Source organism: Sporosarcina highlanderae (assembly GCF_030433715.1).
GTDB classification, from domain to species: domain Bacteria; phylum Bacillota; class Bacilli; order Bacillales_A; family Planococcaceae; genus Sporosarcina; species Sporosarcina highlanderae.
Genome location: NZ_JAROCC010000006.1, coordinates 38,493 through 54,667 on the forward strand (window position 1 = coordinate 38,493; position 16,175 = coordinate 54,667).

General features: G+C 40.3%; 14 protein-coding genes. 6 read left to right on the forward strand and 8 right to left on the reverse strand.

Translation table 11 applies throughout. From position 1 onward, the window contains the following. Positions 1–77 precede the first annotated feature (77 nt). From msrA to P5G49_RS08990, 3 genes are all read left to right on the forward strand, one after another. Entirely contained in the window at positions 78–608 is a 531-nt protein-coding gene (gene msrA / locus P5G49_RS08980; RefSeq protein ID WP_301243200.1) for a peptide-methionine (S)-S-oxide reductase MsrA, read from the forward strand. Positions 609–770: 162 nt separating this feature from the next. Further along, complete coding sequence (locus tag P5G49_RS08985; protein ID WP_301243201.1) at positions 771–2,378, forward strand: ABC-F family ATP-binding cassette domain-containing protein; 1,608 nt, start codon at positions 771–773, stop codon at positions 2,376–2,378. A gap of 228 nt (positions 2,379–2,606) precedes the next feature. Next, a complete protein-coding gene (locus P5G49_RS08990; protein ID WP_301243202.1) occupies positions 2,607–3,287 on the forward strand; it encodes a hypothetical protein in 681 nt (226 codons plus the stop codon). Between the two features lie 40 nt (positions 3,288–3,327). Here P5G49_RS08990 and P5G49_RS08995 read toward each other — a convergent pair whose 3' ends face one another. Together P5G49_RS08995 and P5G49_RS09000 are read right to left on the reverse strand one after the other, a co-directional pair. Continuing rightward, a complete protein-coding gene (locus P5G49_RS08995) occupies positions 3,328–3,528 on the reverse strand; it encodes a cold-shock protein (RefSeq protein ID WP_060210432.1) in 201 nt (66 codons plus the stop codon). Between the two features lie 172 nt (positions 3,529–3,700). Beyond that, on the reverse strand, positions 3,701–4,021 hold the full coding sequence (locus P5G49_RS09000) for a DUF1033 family protein (protein WP_301243205.1): 321 nt from the start codon (positions 4,019–4,021) through the stop codon (positions 3,701–3,703). 201 nt (positions 4,022–4,222) lie between these two features. Here P5G49_RS09000 and P5G49_RS09005 point away from each other — a divergent pair, with 201 nt between their 5' ends. After that, positions 4,223–4,885, forward strand: coding sequence for a 5-bromo-4-chloroindolyl phosphate hydrolysis family protein (locus tag P5G49_RS09005; protein ID WP_301243206.1), 663 nt, complete (start codon positions 4,223–4,225; stop codon positions 4,883–4,885). Then, positions 4,872–6,074 carry a toxic anion resistance protein gene (locus tag P5G49_RS09010; RefSeq protein WP_301243208.1) on the forward strand — a complete coding sequence of 401 codons (1,203 nt, stop codon included), beginning with the start codon at positions 4,872–4,874 and terminating at the stop codon, positions 6,072–6,074. The genes P5G49_RS09005 and P5G49_RS09010 overlap by 14 nt, the downstream gene beginning before the upstream one ends. Positions 6,075–6,139: 65 nt before the next feature. Here P5G49_RS09010 and P5G49_RS09015 read toward each other — a convergent pair whose 3' ends face one another. The 6 genes from P5G49_RS09015 to P5G49_RS09040 form a co-directional block, all read right to left on the reverse strand. Next, on the reverse strand, positions 6,140–8,032 hold the full coding sequence (locus P5G49_RS09015; RefSeq protein ID WP_301243210.1) for a vWA domain-containing protein: 1,893 nt from the start codon (positions 8,030–8,032) through the stop codon (positions 6,140–6,142). A 10-nt stretch (positions 8,033–8,042) separates the two neighbouring features. Then, positions 8,043–8,906 carry an AAA family ATPase gene (locus P5G49_RS09020; RefSeq protein ID WP_301243212.1) on the reverse strand — a complete coding sequence of 288 codons (864 nt, stop codon included), beginning with the start codon at positions 8,904–8,906 and terminating at the stop codon, positions 8,043–8,045. 57 nt (positions 8,907–8,963) lie between these two features. Then, positions 8,964–9,161, reverse strand: coding sequence for a DUF6501 family protein (locus P5G49_RS09025; RefSeq protein WP_301243214.1), 198 nt, complete (start codon positions 9,159–9,161; stop codon positions 8,964–8,966). A gap of 74 nt (positions 9,162–9,235) precedes the next feature. Then, a complete protein-coding gene (gene odhB / locus P5G49_RS09030) occupies positions 9,236–10,468 on the reverse strand; it encodes a 2-oxoglutarate dehydrogenase complex dihydrolipoyllysine-residue succinyltransferase (RefSeq protein WP_301243216.1) in 1,233 nt (410 codons plus the stop codon). A 71-nt stretch (positions 10,469–10,539) separates the two neighbouring features. Next, positions 10,540–13,350, reverse strand: a complete 2,811-nt coding sequence (locus P5G49_RS09035; protein ID WP_301243218.1) for a 2-oxoglutarate dehydrogenase E1 component — start codon at positions 13,348–13,350, stop codon at positions 10,540–10,542. Between the two features lie 196 nt (positions 13,351–13,546). Continuing rightward, on the reverse strand, positions 13,547–14,623 hold the full coding sequence (locus tag P5G49_RS09040) for an undecaprenyldiphospho-muramoylpentapeptide beta-N-acetylglucosaminyltransferase (RefSeq protein ID WP_301243220.1): 1,077 nt from the start codon (positions 14,621–14,623) through the stop codon (positions 13,547–13,549). Positions 14,624–14,797: 174 nt separating this feature from the next. Here P5G49_RS09040 and P5G49_RS09045 point away from each other — a divergent pair, with 174 nt between their 5' ends. Beyond that, the gene (locus P5G49_RS09045; RefSeq protein WP_301243221.1) at positions 14,798–16,165 is read left to right on the forward strand and encodes an MATE family efflux transporter; all 1,368 of its coding nucleotides are present in this window, start codon (positions 14,798–14,800) and stop codon (positions 16,163–16,165) included. Positions 16,166–16,175 lie beyond the last annotated feature (10 nt).

Here is a 16,175-nt window from a genome sequence, read left to right on the forward strand (position 1 = left end):
ACAATCTTTCTTTTGTTTTATATAAACAAAACCATAAGAGACTATGATACAATTTTCCTCGAAAGGGGTTGTGCATGATGACAGAGAAAAAATTAGAGAAGGCCACTTTTGCTGGAGGTTGTTTCTGGTGCATGGTGAAGCCGTTTAAGGATTGGGAAGGCATCCATGATGTTGTATCAGGATATATGGGCGGCCATGTAGGGAATCCTACATACGAAGATGTTAAGCGTGGAGATTCAGGACATTTGGAAGTTGTGGAAATTACATACGACCCTTCCCTTTTCACGTATAACGAATTGCTGGACTTATATTGGCCGCAAATTGATCCGACTGATGCAGATGGTCAATTCCAAGACCGTGGACATTCGTATTCCACTGCTATTTTCTACTATACCGAAGAACAAAAAGAGGCTGCAGAACTTTCGAAAGTCAAACTTGAACAAAGTGGAAGATTCTCAAAACCAATTGTAACAGTTATCCGGCCTGCGGAAACGTTCTACCGTGCGGAGGAATACCATCAGGATTATTATTTAAAAGAAAAGACTCATTATGAAGAAGACCGTGCAAAATCCGGACGAGATGAATTCATAACTGAAAACTGGAAATGAACCAATTCAAAACCGGATCACATTGGAGTCCGGTTTTATATATCAGACAACTTTACAATCAAAATTCATTGATAAAAAAGTGCGGATAACGGATTGAACACAATACCATTAATGTGTGGATTCATGTTATAATAGGAGCATTGTGAATTTAGGAGGATTTTTATGATAGCAGTCAGTAATGTAAGTCTTCAATTCGGTGACCGTAAACTGTTTGAAGATGTAAATATACAGTTTAACCCCGGTCATTGCTATGGTTTAATCGGTGCAAACGGTGCTGGGAAATCGACTTTCCTTAAAATTTTGTCTGGTGAACTTGAACCGCAGACAGGTAATGTCATCATGAACAAGGATGAGCGTCTGGCCGTCCTAAAACAGAACCATTTCGAGTATGAAGAAAATGAAGTGCTCGATACGGTTATCATGGGACACAAACGTCTATATGATATCATGACCGAAAAAAATGCAATCTACATGAAAGAGGATTTCTCCGATGAAGATGGCATGCGCGCAGCTGAACTTGAAGGTGAATTCGGCGAGTTGAATGGATGGGAAGCTGAGTCAGAAGCGGCTATTTTGCTACAAGGGCTTGGTATACCTGAATCCCTTCACCATGTGAAAATGGCTGAGCTGACAGGTTCAGATAAAGTAAAGGTACTGCTTGCGCAAGCGCTATTCGGAAAACCTGACGTCTTACTACTTGATGAGCCTACGAACCACTTGGACTTAAAAGCGATCCAATGGCTTGAAGAGTTTCTTATCAACTTCGATAATACTGTTATCGTAGTTTCCCATGACCGTCACTTCTTGAATAAAGTATGTACACAAATTGCAGATCTTGACTTCTCGAAAATTCAACTTTACCCAGGAAACTATGATTTCTGGTATGAATCCAGCCAACTGGCTTTAAGAATGGCACAGGATCAAAACAAGAAAAAAGAAGAGAAAATCAAAGAACTTCAAGCGTTCGTTGCGCGTTTCAGTGCAAATGCCTCAAAATCCAAACAAGCGACTTCAAGGAAAAAAGCCCTTGAGAAAATCGAATTAGATGATATTCGTCCATCTTCCCGTCGATACCCATTTGTCAACTTCCAAATCGGACGTGAAATCGGGAATGATGTATTATCTGTCCAAGGACTTTCAAAATCACAGGAAGGCAAAGTGTTGTTCAAAGATGCTACATTTACGATGAATAAAGAAGATAAAATAATTCTTCTTGGAAATCCTTTAGCAAAAACAGCTCTCCTTGAAATCCTTGCTGGAGAATCTGAACCCGATGAGGGGTCATTCAAATGGGGTATTACAACATCCCGTGCGTACTTCCCTCTTGATAACAGTGAATATTTTGAAGGCAACGAAGCATCATTAGTCGAGTGGCTTCGTCAATATTCTCCGGAAGATCAGACCGAAACATTTTTACGCGGTTTCCTTGGTCGAATGCTCTTCTCAGGTGAAGAAGTGAAAAAGAAACCATCTGTCCTTTCCGGTGGAGAAAAAGTTCGATGCATGCTTTCTAAGATGATGTTAACAAATGCAAACGTTCTATTATTGGATGAACCGATGAACCACTTGGATTTGGAATCTATTCAAGCGCTTAATAATGGTTTAATCGCATTTAAAGGTGCAATGCTATTTACTTCACATGACCAGCAATTCATTCAAACTGTTGCGAACAGAATCATTGAAATCCGTGAAGACGGAACAATTTTCGATAAAATGATGCAATATGATGAATACCTGGAATGGAAAGAACAACAAACAGTATCCAATTAAACATCGACAACCGCTTTTCTCATTATGGGAAAAGCGGTTCTTTTAATTATAAAGCGGAAGGCGGCGCATAGCCTCGACAGGCGGTGGAGGTCTTGAAAAAAAGGCGGTTTTTGCCTTTTCTTTCAAGACTGAAGCGACCCGAGAGGCTGCCGCCTGTAGCTGGATTGTTCCTGAAAGGATAATCATTTTTATTACGGGTATATTATTTCAAAAGGAGAGTGTTTTTTCATGAGGATATATCGTCTAACAATTGCACTGTTGTTAACCACCCTTTTAGTCATGGGATGCTCAAACAAAACAACCACATTAAATAATTCCGGAAATAGCGGGGAGTCAAATGATTCGGACCAAGTTACGGAGAATGGCAAAAACCAAGTGAAAGAAACTGTCGATGAATCATTGAAGAATTACTTCTTACCGGAAGGTTCAAAAGCTCATTTCCATGGTGAAGGAAATGAATTTGCGGAATTCGATATGACGTTTGCAATGCCGTATGAGAATATCGTCGGAGTTCATGTGAATAATGGAGGGGCAATAATAAGGTATATATATAAGATTGAGAAAGATCAAATAACAACCATTAACCACACCGCAGTAGATATGAATGCAGACTTCCCCTCTCTTGAGGAAATTGAGGCAATGAAACCTGAAGGGGTTTATTTGAAAAAACCATTTAAAGTAGGTACCACTTTTGGGAAGTGGAAAATAACTGAAACTGATGTAACTGTTGAAACCCCCTACCAAACATTTGATAATGCTTTTGTGATTGAATCGGAAGAAAATAATGCAGTAAACCGAAAATACTTTGTTGAAGGCTATGGTGAGGTTAAACGTGAATCCATCATGGAAGCCGAAAATAACCAGAAATTCATCGTCTCTTCAACATTGGAATCAGTTTCAAAACCATAAAAAAAGAGGCTCCCGTGAAGGGCCTCTTTTATGTGACGAATTATAGTTTCACTACGTTAGCAGCTTGAAGACCACGATTGCCTTCTACAACTTCGAATTCAACTTGTTGACCTTCATCCAAAGTTTTAAATCCGTCTCCCTGAATAGCAGAGAAGTGTACGAATACATCGTCTTCCCCTTCAACTTCGATAAATCCGAAGCCTTTTTCAGAGTTGAACCACTTTACAGTACCTTGTTTCATGTGTGACTACCTCCAAATAATTTACTTACTAATACATGAAAAAATTCACATATTACAAAAAGCACCGACAACGCCGATCACCTTTTGTAATACGTGAATACGTTTGTTTCGGTAAAGCCTTTTTAGTTACTGATACTATACCATACCCATTTTATTTGTCAATATAACAATATCAAATATTCGAATTATTTATTGGTGCAAGTGGAAACGGCTTACCGTCGACCAAAGAAATAATCCCATGAAAGATTTGAAGATCTTCATCGCAACCCTCACAGAAAATACGTTCAGCTTCGGACCAATATGCAAAGAAACAACTTTTCCGTTCTTCCTTGTATTTATATTTTGCTTCAAATTCATTTTTTAATTCATCCAAGTACACAATTGCGTCTTGTGCCGTCTCAAATGTTTTTCGAGACTGAATCATACTCTCCCAGTCCTCAAACATCCACCACGGCTCGTAATCCGCTTTCAGGTATATTATTTCAAAGACCATTTTTACTTCCCCCCATTATTCCGACCGTGAGTGTGGGTTTATTTTATCAAATCTGAAGAAACTATCCAAGTAATTGGATTTGGCATTTATAACACTGTAATTCAACGGCAAATCAGGTATAATTGCACTAATGACATGAAACTTATAACGAAGATAAACGTATAAAGTATATGATGAGAAAAGCAAGGAGGCCTGGAGATATTGAAAGAAGTCAAACAGTTTTTCCAAAGACACCTAATAACAGCACCGATTAGTTTCGGTTCTTGGTTGACAATGACCTTGGCAGTAGGCATGAATCCTCTCGCTGCAACAGGCCTGATGATTGCAATTTACCTAGGCGGTAATTTTACGATTAAACAAATACAGCTTACCTCGAATGTAAAAGAACTTGGAATGTCAAGATCCGAATATAAGCATATCAAAACTCAATTGAATGAAGCGAAGGTTAAAATTAATAAGCTGAATGGACTTTATGGTCAGGTCCGTTCTGTCCAAGCTTTTAAGCAGGTTTACGAGATAAATAATCTTGCGAAGAGGATTTTAGCTATAGTACGCAAAAACCCGAAGAAATTCTACCATGTAGAAAAGTTTTTCTATTCACATCTCGATTCGGCAGTCGAATTGACGTCCAAATATGCAATCCTTGTAAATCAACCATTGAAAGATCAAGAAATCAGGGTTGCCCTTCAACATACAAGGGAAACACTTAATGATGTGAATAGGCAGTTGGAACAGGATTTAAGGGGGGCTCTTGCTACAGATATTGAACAGCTTCAACTCGAGCTGGATTATGTAGATGTTACAATGAAAAAGAATAAACCGATGCTTGAAATGAAAGGAGATATGCATAATGACAGGGAATAACGTGACGAATAATGAGGTAAAGACAATGGATGACCTTTTGGACAATCCATTTAACGTAAATGAACCATTATTGCCTAAGGAAATGCAAACTGAGCAAAGCAAAGGTCAGGTGGCCGTTAAGCTTATGGATCGCTTGACTCCAGAAGAACAGGAAAAAGCAAAGCAACTTGCAGAGCAAATCCCTGTTGGAAATTATGAAGCAATCATAACATATGGTGCGAATGCTCAAAATGAATTATCTAGATTTTCTCATAAAATGTTAGACCATGTGCAAAGCAAAGACATCGGTCCTGTCGGAGATGTGCTTAGTGACTTAATGAGTAAACTTTCGGAGATTGATCCTGAAGATTTAGCCGAAAAGAAGAAGTCTGGCCTATCCCGCCTATTTAAGAAAGCTACACGTTCTATCCAAGAGATGATGACGAAGTATCAAAAACTAAGCACACAAATCGACCGGATCGGTGTACAGCTTGAGCATTCCAAACGCGGATTGCTTGAAGATGTGCAGATGTTAGATAACCTGTATGAGCAAAACAAGACCTATTTTCAAGCGTTGAATGTCTATATTGCTGCAGCGGAACTAAAACGTGATGAGATTGCAAATGTAATCATTCCGGAAATGCAAAGGAAGGCCGAACTGTCGAATGATCAGATGGCGTTCCAAGAAGTGAATGATATGGGTCAATTCCTTGACCGTCTGGAGAAACGCTTATATGATCTTCAACTATCAAGACAGATTACGATCCAAAGTGCACCGCAAATTCGAATGATTCAACAAACGAACCAAACGCTTGCGGAGAAGATCCAATCGTCCATTATGACTTCCATTCCTTTATGGAAAAACCAAATTGCGATAGCGTTAACATTGAATAGACAACGAAAAGCTGTTGAGTCACAAAAGTTAGTGACAAAGACAACCAATGACCTGCTATTAAAGAATTCAGAGATGCTAAAGGTAAATTCAATTGAAACGGCGAAAGAGAATGAACGTGGAATTATTGAAATCGATACGTTGAAAAAGACTCAAGAGAATTTGATACAAACAATCGAAGAAACACTTCAAATTCAAGCAGATGGTCGTGTTAAACGTAAAGCTGCTGAAGTTGAAATCGCTCGTATGGAGGAAGAATTGAAACAGCGTCTTCTTGCCGTACACGAAAAAACACAATCCCCGCAGCGACCTTATTAAAATAACGGAGCCCAACCTTAACTACAAATAACAAACCGCCAACAATGGCGGTTTGTTATTTTTTATTACCCAATCGCAATCGACAACAGCTTTCTAAGAATCCTAAGGGTTTGATCTGTAAAATTTTCTACTGAATGTGACGCAGCGGATTTGTTACCGAACATCATTGAGAACAATGCTCGTTGGTCATCAGTCGGTTCTTCAGATGCTAAAAATAAATGAATGACCGATATCCCCTTCTTCTCCGCCTCCATTACAGCTTCCCTCGTATCTAAAATACCATTACGGTCATAGCCAAATGCGGAAGGCTCGCCATCCGAAAAAACAAGTAAGTACTTATTCTTTTCAGGTCTCCTCAAAAGTCTTCGCGTCATCCATCTTATCGCAAAACCGTCTCGATTATCTTCATTCGTTTCAAATGAAAGAATTGATAATCCACTATCCAGCCGTTGTTCAGGAAACGTATGCATCAGGCCAAACACATTCGGTTGTACCTCTTTTGTTGCATGGTTGGCATCTTCATAATAGGATGAAATTTCATGCGGGACGGATAGTTGCCTTAATACGTCATGGAACATCAAGACTGCCTTCTTCGTTTCATCAAGCTTATCCATCATCGAAGCTGACCCATCGACCATCAACCCGAAAACTGCATCTAATTTATCCGAAGGGATGTTTTTTCGATAAAACGGTCTCGGCCGTTCATCGACTAGTAAAGTCGTAAGCTTTGGCGATAATCGTCCTTTTACTAATCCGGTTCTTCTTGCATCCTCTTTTAGCTCAATTCGTTTCTTCATTTCCTCAACAAATGAACGAATATACGGCTTATGTTCTTCACGCCATTTTAACAACTTGACCTTATTGGATTCATCATTTACCGCTTCAATCACTTTTTCCTCAAAGACTACATTGGCATTCTCTTTCCCAAATTCCTGACAAGCTTTTTTCTTCCCAATCTTCTTTGCGCTTTGCTCACGCTCTTCATCAGACCACTGCTCACTTTCATTCCCTTCAGATTGTCCAGTTCCGATTTCTTGAACCTCGGCATTTTCATTGCCTTCTGTTACATTACTCCCGTTTCCCCTACCAGCTCTTCCATGCTCAAGTTCATATTCAAGATGGACGCCTGACTCACTTTCACTTTCGCGATGCCAAGTACGAAAGACTTCATCAATTGTTTCTTTGACTTCCGCCTCCCCTTTTTCTGCTTCTTCCATTCCATCATGATAATGAAACACTGCAGTCTCATTTGAAATCGAATCACCAATTGCATAATACTGATGGATTAGATCTTGCTCGATTACCTCTTCAATCATATAGATAATGCGCTCCACTACAGCCATCATTTTGGAGGTTGATGTCGAATCAGTTGCATGAGAAGCAATCAGAAGAATCTGTTCTATAGGCAACTCCCAGTTCACAGTCGATTGTGCAAACAAGCTATCATGTAGCGTTATGAATAGCTGATCCATTAAGGCATCTGCATAAAAACCTTTTTTGAAATTAGAAATAAACCTGTCATGGTGGAATTCGAGCATTAACTTTCGCCTAACAGAAAATGCCCTTCCTGTACCAGGTCGTTGCTTTTCCACAAGATCCATCAGTCTGAACTCTTCAAACATAAGTAACAATTCTTCTGCAAATTTTCGTAAGTGGTGGTTTTCATACCGTTGGCGAAACTTAAGCCAATCACTAACAGAAAAGTTCTTCCAAAAACCAGAAGTCATCAAGTAAACATCAGAAAGTCTACCCGCATGGGTGATCTCCTCAGATCGGTGCCTCCAAAATACACTTAAAGATATACCGCCCTCTTTTGGTTGTAACTCAAACAGTTTTCTTTCGGTCAATGCAAGATACGGGGCATCCGCAAGCGCCCTTCCTAATCGTTCGTAGAGCAAAAGTTGGTTGGCATCGATCGTTTCGTCATTGAATTGAATAAACCGATTTAACTTAACCATTGGATTCGCCTCATTTCACCCACGTATCCACTAACTCCATGATCAGCTTTTGTTCCATTTTGTCATCTAATTTCTCTGCAATTGCATATTGAATTGCGCGTCTTACCGGAATATGCTCGGCAAGTGCGAAGCAATCCAACAAACTTCTCACTGAAGCTGCCTCTTCTGATAAGAGACCATTCACCACTTGCTTCTTTAAATCCTCATTAATATTCATCATTGTATCAACCAAAGTCGGACTTGCTTCAGGAAATTGATTTTGAATGATTTCCCTTAGTTGAACACCTGCAAGATAAGGAATGGCGAATGAAACGAATCGGTTTTTTAATGCTTCGTTCATAGGTGATGTCCCAACGTAGCCTTCGTTTATAGCAGCGATAACGGTGAAATGTTTGTGAGCGTGTATGACTTCCCCTGTAAATGGATTTGTTAACATACGCCGATGATCTAAAACGCTATGTAGAATTGGTAACGTTTCTGGTTTCGCCATATTAATTTCGTCGATATACAGGATATGTCCCTTCTTCATTGCCTGGACAACCGGGCCTTCTACGAATTCGATGAATGTTTGACCGTCTTTTGTGATTATTGTTTTAAAGCCCAACAAGGACTCTGCATCTAAATCTACAGAACAGTTCACACTATGCATCGGTTGATGAAAAAACTCGGAAATACTTTGAGCAAGTTTTGTTTTTCCCGAACCGGAAGGCCCTTTTAACAGAATTGGTTTTTTCAATACGACTCCAATTAATATATCTTCCCATAGATCGGGAATGGGTGAAATATAACCGCCTTCCTGAATTAAGGAAGTTTCGTTTTCTCCATATCTTCTTGTTTGTCGCTGTTGCTGTTCATTATTGATGATTGAGTTCACTGCTGTTAATCCTCCATTAAAAAAGCCCGATGCCTGAGTAAGGCATCGGGCGAATTTTTATTCGAAATACGTTTTATAATAGCCGCCGACTTTGCCTGTATTATCTACGATGAAAATGAATTCTTCTGTTTCATTTTTAACGTCATACTCCTTATTAGGAGTTAAGACGTTCGTGACAACATACTTTTCTGCATTGGCATGTTTACAGACGACTTTTCGGATTGTTGGAGCGGTTGTCCAATCTTTAAAAGACATATAATTCACCTTCCTTGCTTCAATTCGAAAAACGGCCCGATATAAAATCGGGCCATTGTTTATATTTTAACCTATTAAGATCCAAGAAGTAAATCTTCAGGATTTTCGATTAGTTCTTTTACCATTTTCAAGAAGCCGACTGAATCTTTTCCATCAATGACGCGGTGGTCGTAAGACAATGCGATGTACATCATCGGACGGATTTCGACTTTGTCACCGACAGCAACTGGGCGTTTTTGAATTGTATGCATTCCAAGAATACCAACCTGAGTTCCGTTAAGGATTGGTGTAGAGAATAGGGACCCGAAAACGCCGCCGTTTGTAATTGTAAATGATCCACCCGACATATCAGCAATCGTCAACTTATTGTCTCTTGCTTTTACTGCCAATTCTCCAATTGTAGATTCAATCTCTGCAAAGTTCTTGCGGTCTGCATCACGAACGATTGGAACAACTAGACCACCTTCAGTGGAAACAGCAATACCTACATCATAATAGTGTTTCAAGATGATTTCATCACCGTCAATTTCTGAGTTGACGTATGGATACTTTTTAAGTGCTGCAACAACTGCTTTTGTGAAGAATGACATGAAACCAAGACGTACATCATTCTTGTCATAGAATTCATCTTTTTTGCGTGAACGAAGTTCCATTACTGCAGACATATCGATTTCATTGAAAGTTGTCAACATAGCTGTAGATTGTCTAACTTCAAGTAAACGTTTTGCAATGGTTTGGCGGCGACGCGTCATTTTCTCACGAGTTTCGCGCCCGTCTTGTACAGGTGCTGATGCTGCCGGTTTTGCAGCTTGTGCAGCAATTGGTGCCGTAGAAGCAGTACCGTGAGCAGCGACATCTTGTGCACGTACGCGGCCCATTGGGTCAACCGGAGAAACCGCAGCAAGGTCGATTCCTTTTTCACGAGCTAATTTCCTAGCTGCCGGGCTTGCGATTGTGCGATCAGTAGATGTTTGTTCCGTAGTTTTTGAAGCAGCTGATGCAGCTTCTGCTTTAGGAGCTTCTTCCACTTTCGCTTCCGGTGCCGCCGTAGCAGTTGGTGCTGCTGCCCCTGAACCTTCGCCGACTACAGCAATAATTTGGCCGACTTCAACTGTATCGCCTTCAGCAGCAAGTAGTTCTTGAATTACCCCAGCCTCTTCGGAAATGACTTCAACGTTGACTTTATCTGTTTCCAACTCAACGATGAATTCGCCTTTTTCAACACTTTCACCTACTTGTTTTAACCACTTTGCAATAGTTCCTTCTGTTATCGATTCTGCAAGTTCTGGTACTCTGATCTCAGCCACAATAAATTCCTCCTCTATTGTACCGTCACGACGGTTTGTAACACTTATCAATTTCTATAATTATTAAGCTATTACTTTTTCAAAGCTTCGTCAATAATTCGTTGTTGTGCAACTTTATGAGCATCTCCGCTTCCCTCTGAAGGACTTGCGCGGTGAATTCGACCGGTATAAGAAACTTTCTTTCCATCAGCGATTTCTAACAGATACGGTAAAGCAAATGACCATGAACCCATGTTCTTCGGTTCTTCTTGGACCCAAACAAGTTCTTCCGCGTTAGGGAAACGTGCAACGATTTCGGCAATTTTCTCAGATGGGAATGGATACAATTGCTCAACGCGAACGATGTGCAAGTGTTCAAATCCGTCTCCGTCTTTAACTGCTTCAGCAAGATCGATTGCCACTTTACCGCTTGCAAATAGAACTTTCTTGACCTTTTTAGGTTCCTTGCCTGTTCCTGATTGCTCAAGAACGGTTTGGAAGTGACCATTTGCCAAATCACTTGGAACTGCACCAACAAGTGGATGACGAAGCAGTGATTTAGGAGATACGATGACTAACGGACGTTCCACTTCAGTGCCAAGCATTTTTGCCTGTCTACGTAATACGTGGAAATAGTTCGCTGCACTTGAGATATTGGCAACCGTCCAGTTATTTTCAGCGCAAAGTTGTAAATACCTTTCAAGGCGTGCACTGGAGTGCTCTGGCCCTTGACCTTCATATGCATGTGGCAGTAGGATAACCATTCCTGATTGCTGCCCCCATTTTGAATGGCTGGAAGAGATGAATTGGTCAAACATGACTTGCGCCATATTTGCAAAGTCACCATACTGTGCCTCCCAGATTGATAATGCTTGATCTTTTTCCAGATTATAACCGAACTCATATCCAACTACAGCAAATTCAGTCAATGGACTGTTATAGGCTACAAAGGAGGCATTCGATTCACTGATATGATGAAGTGGCACAAACTCTTCACCTGTTTTTTCATCATGCAATACAAGATGTCGGTGAGCAAATGTCCCCCTTTGGACATCCTGGCCTGTGATTCGGATCGGCTTACCATCTTGAAGGATGGATCCGAAAGCCAATTGTTCCGCATGCGCCCAATCAATTTTTCCTTTACCTTTGAACGGTTCTTCGCGACGTCTCAAAATCCTATCCAATTTACCGAATACTGAGAAGCCATCCGGGTAAGTTAGGAGTTCTTCATTCATACGCTCTAGTCTTTCCTGTTCTACACCTGTCTCAAGATTCTCAGGATATCCTGCCATAACGTAGTCAGGTGTTGCATCGGAAAGTTTTTCAGCGTCAGAAGTATGATCTTTTACTCTGTCATAAGCGGATTGCATCATCGCGAATATATCAGCATCCATTTTTTCAACGTCTGTATCCGATAGAATGCCGGAATTTACAAGTTCAGCTCCGTAAAGCTGCCTTGCAGTTGGATGTTTATGAATTTGATGGTACATCAATGGGTTTGTTACCAATGGCTCATCCATTTCATTATGACCATATCTACGATAGCCAATTAGGTCTATTAAAATATCTTTCCCAAATTTTTGACGATATTCAAATGCAAGCGCAGCTACAGCCATTACATCTTCTGGACTATCTGCGTTGACGTGCATAACTGGCACTTCAAAACCTTTTGCAGGATCAGATGAGTAATGAGTGGAACGTGAATCATAATATTCTGTTGTGAAACCGATTGTGTTGTTTGCAATAATATGGATGGACCCACCCGTTTTATATCCACGAACACGGCTATAGTTGAACGTTTCCGGCACAATTCCTTGGCCAGGGAACGCTGCATCCCCATGAATCATAATGGAATAAGCTGCTTTCATGTCCTGTTCAGGCAATCCAGCATGGCCAGTAGTTTCTTGAGCAGCTCTTGTCTGCCCGTTCACTACTGGGTTTACGACTTCCAAATGGGATGGATTGTAAGCAAGGAAACGTTCAGTGCCAGACGGTGCTTTGTAAAGAGCTCCCATATGGTATTTAACGTCGCCAAACCACCCACGTGACGTAACAAGTGAACCATCTTCAGGGATGAAGGGATCAGATGGAACGCCTGCAAATTCAGCAAACATCATTTCATAAGGTTTATTTAAAATATGTGTCAATACATTTAAACGGCCACGGTGAGCCATGCCAATCAACACTTTTTTCATTTTTTCAGATTCAGAGCGACGAACCAGTTCATCAAGAAGGATAACAAGAGAGTCAAGTCCTTCTATAGAAAATCTTTTCGCTCCGACAAATGTGCGGTGTATGAATTTTTCGAAACCTTCAATCTTGGTCAATCTTTCAAGTATTTCTTTTTTGTCTTCATTCGAAAGAGTAATGGAAACTTCGCCATTTTCAATCTTGCTTTGAATCCATGTACGTTCTTCTTCATCAATAACATGGGCAAATTCATAAGCGATTTTCCCAGTATACAAAGATTTTAAATAGTTAACAGCATCCATTCCATTTTCCACATTTGAGGGTGGATTTTTTAAGAACAAAGAAGCTGGCATTGCTATCAAATCGCTTTCGGATAACCCATAATAGGAAAGTTCTAAGCGAGTTGAGTCTTTTGGTCTGTCATTTAGCGGATAAATATCTGAAGCAAGATGTCCGTATGCACGGATGGCGTCGATTAAGGTATAAGCAGCAAGTACCTTGCCAAAATCTCTAACAGGTTTAGCTGAAGTAGCGACGGTTTGTTCTGCTGCATCGACCGATGGTGCTCCATAGCTTCTGAACATTTCAGCAAGCTCTGGGTCTACAGATTCAGGTGACATTTTGAACTGTTCATACATTTCCATTACATACCCAAGATTCGGACCGGTAAATACTGAGTAAGGTGAACGTTGGGTACCTACATTGTTCGACATGTAAAATGACCTCCACATTTGCCTATTGGCCTGTTGTGTTTAATTTTTTATCCGTATCCATATTACCACGCAAATTATATTACCGAAAGGGTTTCGTTCTAATAAATTGACATTTTTGCATTAAAGAACAATATACTATAAGTTAGATAAATTCGACAATTCTCGACATTTTTCTAATACACAAAACCTATTACAGCTAATTTCTGTATGACAGTATCAAATCGACCATCGTTTCAGGAGATTTTGTGTTTGAGACTTTTCTCATGTTTTCTATTAGTTCAATTTTCTCTTCAACTAACTGGTTAAAAAGATTCATCATCGATACGTTTTCCAAATCCTCCTCCTGCACTATTTGCGCAATACCAAGGGACTTGAAAAGTGATGCATTCAGAAGTTGGTCCCCCCTGCTTTTTGCAGCTGAAAGAGGAATAAGCAGCATAGGCTTGTGGACTGACAATAATTCAAATATAGCATTCGAACCTGCCCTTGAAACTGCAAAATCCGCAGCTGCCAATAAATGTGGTAAGCCTTCTGTTACATATTCAAATTGCGAATATCCAGGGATACGCTCCAACGACTCTTCTATATTGCCTTTCCCGCAAAGATGAATTACTTCATAGTTTGCCAAGATTGAATTCAAATCTTTTCGAACAGCATCGTTCAGTACAGCAGAACCTTGGCTGCCCCCCATGACAATGAAAACAGGTTTTTCCCCGGTCAGACCAGCAATACGTAAGCCATCATTCCGGATTCCACTAAATATTTCGGGTCTAATAATTGCCCCTGTACATGTTGCTTTTCCATTTGGTAAATAGTCAAGTGTCTGTTCAAAAACCGTGAAAATATGATTAGAGAACGGCAACGCAAGCTTGTTTGCCAGACCTGGTGAAACATCTGATTCATGGGCAACAACTGGGATTTTCGCTAACTTAGCTGCGAGTACGACAGGTACAGAAACAAATCCTCCTTTTGAGAACACGATTTCCGGCTTAAGTTTTCTTAAGATGGAATACGCTTGTAAAACGCCTGCACCGACTCGGAATGGATCCGAAAAATTCTTCATGGAAAAATAACGCCTTAACTTTCCACTTTGAATCGCATGGTAGGTTACGTCCGTGTGACCATCATTTATCAATTCCTTTTCGATTCCATCGTGGGAACCAATATAATGGATTTCATATCCTTTTTCGTTAAAAACCGGTATTAGTGCTTCGTTTACGGAGACATGCCCCGCAGTTCCGCCGCCCGTCAATACAATTACTGGCCGTTTCATCTGGCCATTCACCTCATCCATCTTTTTTTTACTTTTTTTCTCAATTACTACTTTGCCATTATAGCAAAGAAATCATGGTACAATGTTGTTTGATTTGCATAAACTTCAAATTTTGCTTGAAGCCGTATGGAGCTCGATTTTATCGCGAGTTCCTGTCATGGAAGGAGAATTGGTATGGAAGTTGTTACACCATTGAAACAGAAAACAAATATGCTTTTTAAAATTGTAATTCCTATACTTATCACACAGATTGCACTCTATTTAATGACTTTTTTTGATATTCTCATGACAGGCAGGTACAATACAGATGATTTGGCAGGCGTCACAATCGGTTCCTCCTTCTGGACACCCGTCTATACCGGATTAGCTGGTATTCTTATGGGTCTTACGCCAATAATCGCTCATTATATCGGGGGTGGCAAGAAGGACGAGGCCCGCCCCTCTGTTCAACAAGGGATTTATTTATCTGTAGTACTTGCAGTGATCGTTTTCTTCATAATGATGTTTGTAGTAATCCCGTCCCTTAATCATATGCCATTGGAAGGTGCAGTTAGGATTGTAGCAGCTGATTACTTGAAAGGAATGAGCATCGGCTTGCTTCCCCTGTTCGCCTACACAGTGCTTCGATCGTTTTTCGATGCACTTGGGGCAACTCGCGTGTCAATGTTCATCATCCTTTTATCTGCTCCGATTAACGTCATTCTCAATTACTTATTGATTTATGGAAATTTCGGTTTCCCTGAAATGGGAGGGGCTGGCGCTGGCTTTGCTTCGGGCATTACATACTGGATGGTTTTCTGCATCGCATTCCTGATCGCTTGGAAACGGAAATCTTTCCAGTCCTTTTTTCTGTTTTCAAAATGGGAAACCGTTTCATTTAAGCGTTGGAAGACAATCTTGAAAATTGGCGTTCCGATTGGGTTAGCAATATTTGTAGAGATTAGTATTTTTTCGGTTGTTACACTTTTGATGAGCGGTTATACGACTGCTACAATTTCTGCCCACCAAATCGCATTGAATTTCACCTCGCTCTTATATATGGTTCCCCTCAGCATTTCTATGGGCGTTACCATATTGGTTGGACAGTCAATCGGGGCTAAAAAACCGAAAGATGCAAAGCACTATAGTTTTCTTGGTGTATGCATAGCTGTACTTTTTAGCATTATTTCAATTATAATTTTATTGACGTTTAGAGAGCCTATCGCATCAATGTATACGACAGACACCGCTATTATTAACCTTGCAACCAAGTTTTTCATCTTTGCGGCTTTCTTTCAATTATCTGATGCAATCCAAGCACCAATTCAAGGATCGTTGCGGGGTTACAAAGACGTCAATATGACGTTTATAATGGCGATTACCTCATTCTGGGTGATTGGTCTACCTGTAGGATATGTAACAGCGAATTTAACAGATCTTGGACCTTATGGATATTGGGTTGGCCTCATTGCCGGATTGACAATCGGTGCGATTTCTTTAAGCATTCGGTTGATCTATATCCAAAAGAAAAGTGAAAAAAGATTAAATCCCGAGGCCGGCTAATACGGATCGG

Bases quoted from the DNA above. Each gene is read 5' to 3' on its own strand.
- msrA (WP_301243200.1), top strand. From the start codon at position 78: ATGACAGAGAAAAAATTAGAGAAGGCCACTTTTGCTGGAGGTTGTTTC.
- P5G49_RS09045 (WP_301243221.1), top strand. From the start codon at position 14,798: ATGGAAGTTGTTACACCATTGAAACAGAAAACAAATATGCTTTTTAAA.
- P5G49_RS09015 (WP_301243210.1), bottom strand. From the start codon at position 8,032: ATGGTTAAGTTAAATCGGTTTATTCAATTCAATGACGAAACGATCGAT.
- P5G49_RS08985 (WP_301243201.1), top strand. From the start codon at position 771: ATGATAGCAGTCAGTAATGTAAGTCTTCAATTCGGTGACCGTAAACTG.
- P5G49_RS08990 (WP_301243202.1), top strand. From the start codon at position 2,607: ATGAGGATATATCGTCTAACAATTGCACTGTTGTTAACCACCCTTTTA.
- P5G49_RS09025 (WP_301243214.1), bottom strand. From the start codon at position 9,161: ATGTCTTTTAAAGATTGGACAACCGCTCCAACAATCCGAAAAGTCGTC.
- P5G49_RS09035 (WP_301243218.1), bottom strand. From the start codon at position 13,350: ATGTCGAACAATGTAGGTACCCAACGTTCACCTTACTCAGTATTTACC.
- P5G49_RS09000 (WP_301243205.1), bottom strand. From the start codon at position 4,021: ATGGTCTTTGAAATAATATACCTGAAAGCGGATTACGAGCCGTGGTGG.
- P5G49_RS09010 (WP_301243208.1), top strand. From the start codon at position 4,872: ATGACAGGGAATAACGTGACGAATAATGAGGTAAAGACAATGGATGAC.
- P5G49_RS08995 (WP_060210432.1), bottom strand. From the start codon at position 3,528: ATGAAACAAGGTACTGTAAAGTGGTTCAACTCTGAAAAAGGCTTCGGA.
- P5G49_RS09040 (WP_301243220.1), bottom strand. From the start codon at position 14,623: ATGAAACGGCCAGTAATTGTATTGACGGGCGGCGGAACTGCGGGGCAT.